At 32.4% G+C, this 7,879-nt stretch carries 8 protein-coding genes; 5 read left to right on the top strand and 3 right to left on the bottom strand.

The features are described from left to right. Positions 1–40 precede the first annotated feature (40 nt). Positions 41–649, bottom strand: coding sequence for a hypothetical protein (locus LWW95_05130; GenBank protein MDL1956416.1), 609 nt, complete (start codon positions 647–649; stop codon positions 41–43). A 67-nt stretch (positions 650–716) separates the two neighbouring features. Then, positions 717–1,166: a hypothetical protein gene (locus tag LWW95_05125; protein MDL1956415.1), complete on the bottom strand. Its 450-nt coding sequence runs from the start codon at positions 1,164–1,166 to the stop codon at positions 717–719. A gap of 45 nt (positions 1,167–1,211) precedes the next feature. Between LWW95_05125 and pgeF the strand changes: the two genes are divergently transcribed. Genes pgeF through LWW95_05105 form a run of 4 tightly spaced genes read left to right on the top strand, consistent with a single transcriptional unit; the run spans position 1,212 to position 4,669 of the window. Next, entirely contained in the window at positions 1,212–1,970 is a 759-nt protein-coding gene (gene pgeF, locus LWW95_05120; protein ID MDL1956414.1) for a peptidoglycan editing factor PgeF, read from the top strand. Continuing rightward, positions 1,960–2,733: a dihydroorotate dehydrogenase electron transfer subunit gene (locus LWW95_05115; GenBank protein MDL1956413.1), complete on the top strand. Its 774-nt coding sequence runs from the start codon at positions 1,960–1,962 to the stop codon at positions 2,731–2,733. Before pgeF ends, LWW95_05115 begins: the two co-directional genes overlap by 11 nt. Next, positions 2,730–3,644, top strand: a complete 915-nt coding sequence (locus LWW95_05110; GenBank protein MDL1956412.1) for a dihydroorotate dehydrogenase — start codon at positions 2,730–2,732, stop codon at positions 3,642–3,644. The genes LWW95_05115 and LWW95_05110 overlap by 4 nt, the downstream gene beginning before the upstream one ends. Then, complete coding sequence (locus tag LWW95_05105; GenBank protein ID MDL1956411.1) at positions 3,644–4,669, top strand: mechanosensitive ion channel family protein; 1,026 nt, start codon at positions 3,644–3,646, stop codon at positions 4,667–4,669. Before LWW95_05110 ends, LWW95_05105 begins: the two co-directional genes overlap by 1 nt. On the opposite strand, the gene LWW95_05100 is transcribed toward LWW95_05105, so the two are convergent. Beyond that, positions 4,666–5,496 carry a site-2 protease family protein gene (locus LWW95_05100; protein ID MDL1956410.1) on the bottom strand — a complete coding sequence of 277 codons (831 nt, stop codon included), beginning with the start codon at positions 5,494–5,496 and terminating at the stop codon, positions 4,666–4,668. The two genes, LWW95_05105 and LWW95_05100, sit on opposite strands and share 4 nt — an antisense overlap. 54 nt (positions 5,497–5,550) lie before the next feature. Between LWW95_05100 and cysS the strand changes: the two genes are divergently transcribed. After that, positions 5,551–7,875 carry a cysteine--tRNA ligase gene (gene cysS / locus LWW95_05095; GenBank protein MDL1956409.1) on the top strand — a complete coding sequence of 775 codons (2,325 nt, stop codon included), beginning with the start codon at positions 5,551–5,553 and terminating at the stop codon, positions 7,873–7,875. Positions 7,876–7,879 lie beyond the last annotated feature (4 nt).

Raw genomic sequence — 7,879 nt, 5'->3', positions numbered from 1 at the left:
AATTCTAAAGATAAGGGGAGAGCTAATGGAAGGAAAATGATCACTCCCTTTTAGGATAGCCTATCCCGTATTTTTCATCCAAATACTCCAATGCCGGCTTATATTCTATCTCCCTTTTCAAACAAAAATCCACCACTTCCTCCAAGGGAATAACCTTTAATCCATCCTTTAAGACAACCTGCAAGGACTTTCTTGGGTGCAAAATATAGACCTTTCCATACAAGGTCTTGCTCTCTCCTTCTAAGGCATATTTTAATCCTTTTTTCCTGAAAAATTTTTTCCAGGAGTTTAAGTCCTTCTTTTTGACAGCAATGTGAACAGGCCTAAATCCCTTGGTAAACCCTGTCCAGTAATAACCGTCAGTCCAGATTGTTACTGCCGTGCTTTCACAAAAAGCATAGTCCATGCCGGATTCATCCAATATTCCATCCTGGGGTTCCTGCTCGGAGATTTTTCTTATAAATTCCTCAGGCTCTGTAACCTTATATACCCCTCTTTTTACCCTCTGGATATAACCCTTCTTAGCCAAGTCATGGATGACCTTTGCGGCCTGGGAGGTGGGAAACACCGAGCGAAACCTGTCTAAGGAAAACTCCTCCCTCTCAAAAACCTTCCACATCCAGGCATACAATTCTGTATATCTGTCCATAAATTACCTCTGTGGTAATTTTATTTTTCCTTAGTTTATAAAGATTTTATTGGTTTGTCAAATTAGTTTATTTTAATTTTTCCTTTAATTTTTTTATTCGGTTTTTCAAATCCTCTGCATCAATAAAGATTCTTTCAACCCTTCCTGGTAAAATATTTTCTAAAGCAAGCAAAAGTTCTTTCCCAAATCCTTTTTCAAAACAGATTTTATCAACTGTTTCATGATTATAAATACCTTTTTCTTTAGCAACTATTTCTGCAAATTCATGAGCTATTATTCCTCTAGTTATATCATCATCAATTGTATAAATAACTGAAATACCATAGATATTTTCCCTTGATCTATAAATTAATTTTGGTCTAAATCCAAAAATTTTCTCAAATTCATTAAGACTTATTGCTATACCAGGAGAAGAGACATGAAGTTCTAAATAGGTTTTAAGCAAGGAAACTTTTTCTTTTATTTCACCAAATTTTTCTCTAACTTCTAAAAATATTTTTAAAATTTCTTTCTCCATCTGTTGACTTCTTTAAACTCAATTGATACATTTTTTGTTGTAATTATGTTATATAAAAAAGGCAAGTTGCCTTTCTTTCAATTTTCTAATTTTTCTCATTTTTCTTTTTTAAAACATGCTATTTTTACCCGTCTTGGTGGTTATAGTCATGGTCGTTATGCAAGTTTAAATATAAGTTATGAAGTAGGTGATGAACCTGAAATTGTAAAGAAAAATCTTTTTTTAATAAAAAATTTGTTTGCTGCCAAAAATATTGTTTGGTCAGAGCAGATACACAGTAATAAGGTATTTGTTGTTGAAAAAGATCAAAAAAGCCCTGTTAAGGGATATGATGCCCTTATTACCAATTTACCTAAAATTATGCTTTTAATAAAATTGGCTGATTGTCAGGGTATTTTACTTTGTGATCCGGTACACAAGATAATTGCTGCTATTCATTGTGGTTGGCGTGGTAATGTAGTAAATGTAATTGAAAATACTATAAAAACTATGCAAAATAAATTTAATACATCCCCAAAAGATATTTGGGCAGGAATAAGCCCATCTTTAGGCCCTTGTTGTGGAGAATTTAAAGATTATAAAAAATTATTACCAAAAGATTTTTGGCAATATAAAATTAATAATTGTTATTTTGATTGGTGGACTATTTCAAAAAAACAACTCATAGCTGCTGGTGTACCTGAAAAACAAATTGAAATTGCAAATATCTGTACTGTATGTGATAGACGCTTTTTTTCCTATAGACGAGATGGTAAAAAGACAGGGCGATTTGCTGTTGTAATCATGCTTAAAGATGTTTCTTGAAATTGCTAAAGTTGTTAAGCATATCCATTTTGTAATAGAGGATGCAGAAGCATTTCATCTTCTTATCTTAAATGCTCCTAAGATTGCTTCATGTGCAAAACCTGGTCAATTTTTAATGGTAAAGATAAGTAATAATTTTGACCCTCTTTTGCGTCGTCCTTTTTCTATCTTTTTTTGTGAAAAAGAAAAAATAGCCATTCTTTACAAAGTTGTTGGAAAAGGCACAAAACTTATGACTTATTGGAAAGAAGGAGATAATGTAAATATTCTTGGCCCTTTAGGTAATGGATTTAAAGTTTGTTCCCTTTCTTCAATCTGGCTTTTGGCTGGGGGTGCGGGCATTGCCCCTCTTTTTTTTCTAGCAAAAGTGTTAAAAAAGAAAAAAGCTAATTTTAAATTTATTTGGGGATTGCGTTATAAGGTTCATTCTGAACTTTTAGCATTTTTAAAGGAAAACTTTGATATAACTATTTATACTGAAGATGGAAGCTTAGGTTATCAAGGTCTGATAATGGATGGAGTAAAAAAATTTTTTGATAAAAAAAAGCCTAACTTTATTTATGCTTGTGGCCCTTTGCCTATGTTAAAAGCATTAGCCATTTGGAATAAAGATAAAAAAATTCCTATGCAAATCTCTTTAGAGACTAATATGGCATGTGGGATTGGAGCATGTCTAGGATGTGTTGTTTCTACTAAAGCTGGTTATTGTAAAGTATGTCAAGATGGACCTATATTTGATATTGAGGAGATAATATGGAAATAAATCTTTCAGTAAAATTAGGTAGACTTGAACTTAAAACACCTGTCCTTGTAGCATCAGGCACCTTTGGTTATGGGGAAGAATATGCTAAATTAATAGATTTGAATAAATTAGGTGGAATTGTTGTCAAAGGTACTTCTCTAAAACCAAAAAGAGGAAATCCTCCACCACGTTTAGCAGAAGTTCCTTGTGGTTTACTTAATGCTATTGGACTTGAAAATATAGGAGTAGAAAAATTTATTAAAGAAAAACTGCCATTTTTAAAAAGATTTGATACAAAAATTATTGTCAATATTTTTGGTTTTACAGTTGAAGAATATGCAATTTTAGCTGAAAAATTAGACAATGTTGGTATAGATGCATTAGAGATAAATGTCTCTTGTCCAAATATTGAAGCTGGAGGAAAAAGCTTTGGCACAGACCCCGAAATGGTTAGTAAGATCACTAAGGCTGTACGAGAAAAAACTAATTTACCTTTATTTGTTAAACTCCCACCTCAGGTAACAGATATTGTAATTTTAGCAAAAGCAGCTGTTTCATCAGGAGCAGATGGTGTATCACTTATCAATAGCTTTCCAGCAATGGCAATAGACATTCATACTCGTAAGCCAAAGTTAGGTAATGTAACAGGAGGGCTTTCTGGCCCTTGTTTAAAGCCAATTGCTTTAAAAATGGTATGGGAAGTGGTGAAAACACTTTCTATACCAGTAATGGGTATTGGTGGCATTATGACAGCAGAAGATGCTTTAGAATATTTAATTGCAGGGGCAAAGGCAATACAAATTGGCACAGCCAATTTTTTGAATCCTTTTACTGCTATTGAAGTGACTGAAGGGATAAAAAATTATCTTAAAAATTATAATTTAAAAGATATTAATAATTTAATTAATAGCTTAAAAGTGGAGGAAAATTAATGAACACTTTTCTGCACTATCTTTTACCTCTTGGCATTGTTTTAATTTTTTCTCTTGCTGGGATAATTTTTCAAAGATGGATTCTAGTCCATTTAATAAAACTTGCTTCAAAAACAAAATTTACTCTTGATAATATTCTTTTTTCTTCATTACGAGGAATCGTTATAGGATGGTTTTTTCTTGCTGGTGTGTATGTAGCTCTTATTATTGCTAAGTTTCCTTTAAAATTTTCTAAATTTGTGGAAAAAATTTTATTAGCCCTTTTTTTGTTCTCCTTTTTTTGGTTTCTAGCTAATTTTTTTGCCAAAATTATTGAGGCTTATGGAGATAAAATAAGAAGTGTTTTGCCTGGAGCAACTATTTTTAAAAATCTAATAAAAGGACTTATTCTTGTTTTAGGTGCATTAGTAATCTTACATACTTTAGGTATTTCTATTACCCCACTTATTACTACTCTAGGCATAGGTGGCCTTGCTGTTGCTTTAGCCTTGCAAGATACCCTTGCCAATCTCTTTGCTGGATTGCACATTTTAGCCAGTAAAAAAATAAAGCCTGGAGATTATATAAAGCTCGAGAGTGGCGAAGAAGGTTATGTAACAGATATTACATGGAGAGATACAACTATTCGACAATTACCAAATAATATTGTCATTATTCCTAATTCAAAACTTGCTTCAGCCATTATTACCAATTATAACCTGCCTCAAAAAGAAATGTCTGTATTAGTACAGGTAGGTGTAAGTTATGACAGTGATTTAGAAAAAGTAGAAAAAGTAACGATAGAGGTGGCAAAGGAAGTGATGCGGGAAGTTAATGGAGGTGTGCCTGAATTTGAACCATTTATCCGATATCATACCTTTGATGATTTTAGCATTAATTTTACAGTTATTTTAAGGGCAAAGGAATTTGTGGATCAATATTTAGTAAAACATGAGTTTGTTAAACGTTTGAAAAAACGTTATGATGAAGAGGGAATTGAAATTCCTTTCCCTATTCGTACTGTTTTTTTGGAACAAAAGAATTAGCCTAATTTAAAAGGTATAGGTGTAAAGGATAAAACAAAAATTAAAAAGGCTATGCTTCCAAGAATTTTTCTTTTATTTCCAATAGAAGAAAATGGGTCTAAAGGCATTGGATGATGCAAACCTAAAATAAAAAGTAAAATTGCCCAAAAAAGCCAACCATGCCAGGCAATAATACCTAAAATAATAAGTCCTGCTATAACTAAACGGGAAAGAATGCTATGTCCATATTCTCCAAGAAGAGCATAGCTAATGTGTCCACCATCAAGTTGACCAACAGGCATTAGATTTAAGGCTGTAACAAAAATGCCTATCCAACCAGCAAAAGCCATAGGATGAAGCATAATATGGACATTATCAGGCAAACTTCCCCAGATAACCCAAGCAAAGAACTTAAATAATAGACATTCACCTAGTACTAAACCTTCTACTGGTGGTTTAGGCATTATCATTAAGTGTGAATGAGAAAGACCATAAATAAGAATAGGTAAAGAGACAATTACACCTGTCAAAGGGCCAGCAATACCTACATCAAATAAAACTTTATTATCTGGCATAGGAGATTTAATTTTAATAAATGCTCCAAATGTACCAATAAGAGAAGGAGCTGGAATAAAATAAGGCGGGGTCACCTTTACATTGTAATATTTAGAGGCAAAATAATGTCCAAGTTCATGTGAAAGCAAAATAAACATAAGAGTAAATGAAAAAGGGAATCCTTTACTAAAAGCAATAAAAGAAGAAAAAGGATTGTAACCAGCTTGAAATGCACCAGCAACTGTTGTGGTGATAAAAGTGGTGAAAAATAAAATAAAATGTAAATAAGACATATTTCAAGTTAACTTGGTGTAGAAAAGTTGTCAATTGTTTAACCATAATATAGAATGCCAATCGTGAAAGTATATAAAAGTTTTTTGGAATTAATAGGCAATACTCCTTTAGTTGAAATACGCAGACTTAATTCCAATCCTAAAGTAACCATTTTAGCTAAGTTAGAAATGTTTAATCCAGGCGGTTCTATAAAAGATAGAGTAGCCTTAGCTATGATTGAAGGGGCTGAAAAAAGCGGAGAATTAACTAAGGAGAAAACTATCATTGAGGCAACAAGTGGTAATACTGGTATAGGTCTAGCTATGGTAGCAGCAATAAAAGGATATAAGTTACTTTTAGCTATGTCTGAATCAGTAAGTGCAGAGCGAAAACGCATTTTACAAGCTTATGGTGCAGAACTTCTTTTAACACCAGCTCATTTAGGGACAGATGGAGCTATTGAAAAAGTATATCAGCTTGTACGAGAACATCCAGAAAAATATTATCTTACGGATCAATTTAATAACCCATATAATTGGAAAGCTCATTATTATGGCACTGCTGAAGAAATTTGGCAACAAACACAAGGAAAAGTTACTATGGTTGTAGCAGGTATTGGCACTACTGGTACAGTTATGGGAATCTCTCGCCGTCTTAAAGAATATAATCCAAATATTAAAATTGTAGGAGTAGAGCCATATCCTGGGGAAGAGATTCCAGGGCTTAAAAATTTAAAAGAATCTTATGTCCCAGGGATTTATGATAAACGTTTTTTAGACGAGAAAGTAAATGTAAGCCTTGAAGATGCTATAAGTATAACTCGCAAGTTGGCTAAGGAAGAAGGAATACTTGCAGGTATTAGTTCAGGAGCTGCTATGTTTGCTGCTTTAGAAAAGGCTAAAAGTTTAAATAGAGGAGTAATTGTAGTAATTTTCCCTGATGGTGGAGAACGTTATTTGAGTACTGCTCTTTTTATAGAAAAACCAACCCTTACTTTACGTCTTTATAATACTCTTACTCGTAAAAAGGAATTTTTAAAACCTATTATTCCTGAAAAAATCCTCATGTATACCTGTGGTCCTACTGTCCATGATATTCCTCATTTAGGAGTATGTCGCCGTTTAGTAGTAGCTGATTTATTGCGGAGATATTTAGAATTTAAAGGAATCAAAGTAAAACATATTGTCAATATTACTGATATAGATGATAAAACCATAAACAAAGCGCAGCAAGAAGGAAAACCTTTACAAGAAATAACCTCTTTTTATACACAAGAGTTTTTAAAAGTGACAAAAGTCTTGGGTATTAAACCAGCAGACCATTATCCAAAAGCTAGTGAGCATATTGAAGAAATGGTAAATATCACAAAAGAGCTTTTAAAAAAGGGTTATGCTTATGAAAAACACCATTCTGTTTATTTTAATATTGCTCGCTTTAAAAATTATGGAAAACTTTCCCGAATAAACTTAAATAAAATAAAAGTTGGTTTAACAGTAGATTTAGATAGTTATGAAAAAGAAGACCCAAGAGATTTTACACTTTTCAAACGATGTACTTTAAGTGAATTGAAAGCTGGCATTTTTTATGACACCGAATGGGGAAAAGTAAGACCAGGTTGGCATATAGAATGTGTAGCAATGGCTATAAAATATCTTGATAAAACTATAGATATTCATACAAGTGGTAAGGATTTAATTTTTCCACATAATGAAAATGAAATTGCTATTGCTGAAGCTTTAACTGGTAAACCATTTGTCCATTATTGGATTCATACTGAATTAGTATTTGTAGATGGGAAAAAAATGTCTCGTTCTGCTGGTAATTATATTACTGTCTTTGATCTCTTAAAAGATGGTTATACTGAAAAGGAAATTAGATATTTTCTTTTAGCTACCCATTATCGCAAGCCACTTAATTTTTCTCATCAAGCATTAAAGGCTATAAAACAAAGCCTTTCTCGCCTAAACAATTTTATTTTACTTTTACATCAACCTGTTCATGGAAAAGGGTATGAGAAAACTTCAGAAATTTTAAAGGAGATGGAACAACGCTTTGTTAAAGCATTGGATGATGACTTAAATATATCTGCTGCCTTGGCTGCTATATTTAGTTTTATTAATAAAATCAATCCTATCTTTTGGCAGCAAGGTTTAAGTCAATCAGATAAAGAAAAAATATTAAAAAGTTTTAAAAAACTTGATATGGTGTTAAATATTATGGACTTTACCCCTATACATATTGATGAAGAATTGTTGAGTATGATTAGAGAAAGAGAGGAGGCAAGAAAAAGGAAAGATTGGGTAAAGGCTGATGCTATACGCAATTTTCTTTTATCTAAAGGCATAGAAATAATAGATACACCTTATGGCCCTCTTTGGCGACATCGAGAAAAAACTTGACAAG

The sequence above is a fragment of the Candidatus Desulfofervidus auxilii genome (assembly GCA_030262725.1).
In the GTDB taxonomy this organism is placed as follows: Bacteria; Desulfobacterota; Desulfofervidia; order Desulfofervidales; family Desulfofervidaceae; genus JAJSZS01.
The sequence above is the reverse complement of the archived record's forward strand: the minus strand, read 5'-3'. Positions and strand labels throughout refer to the sequence as shown.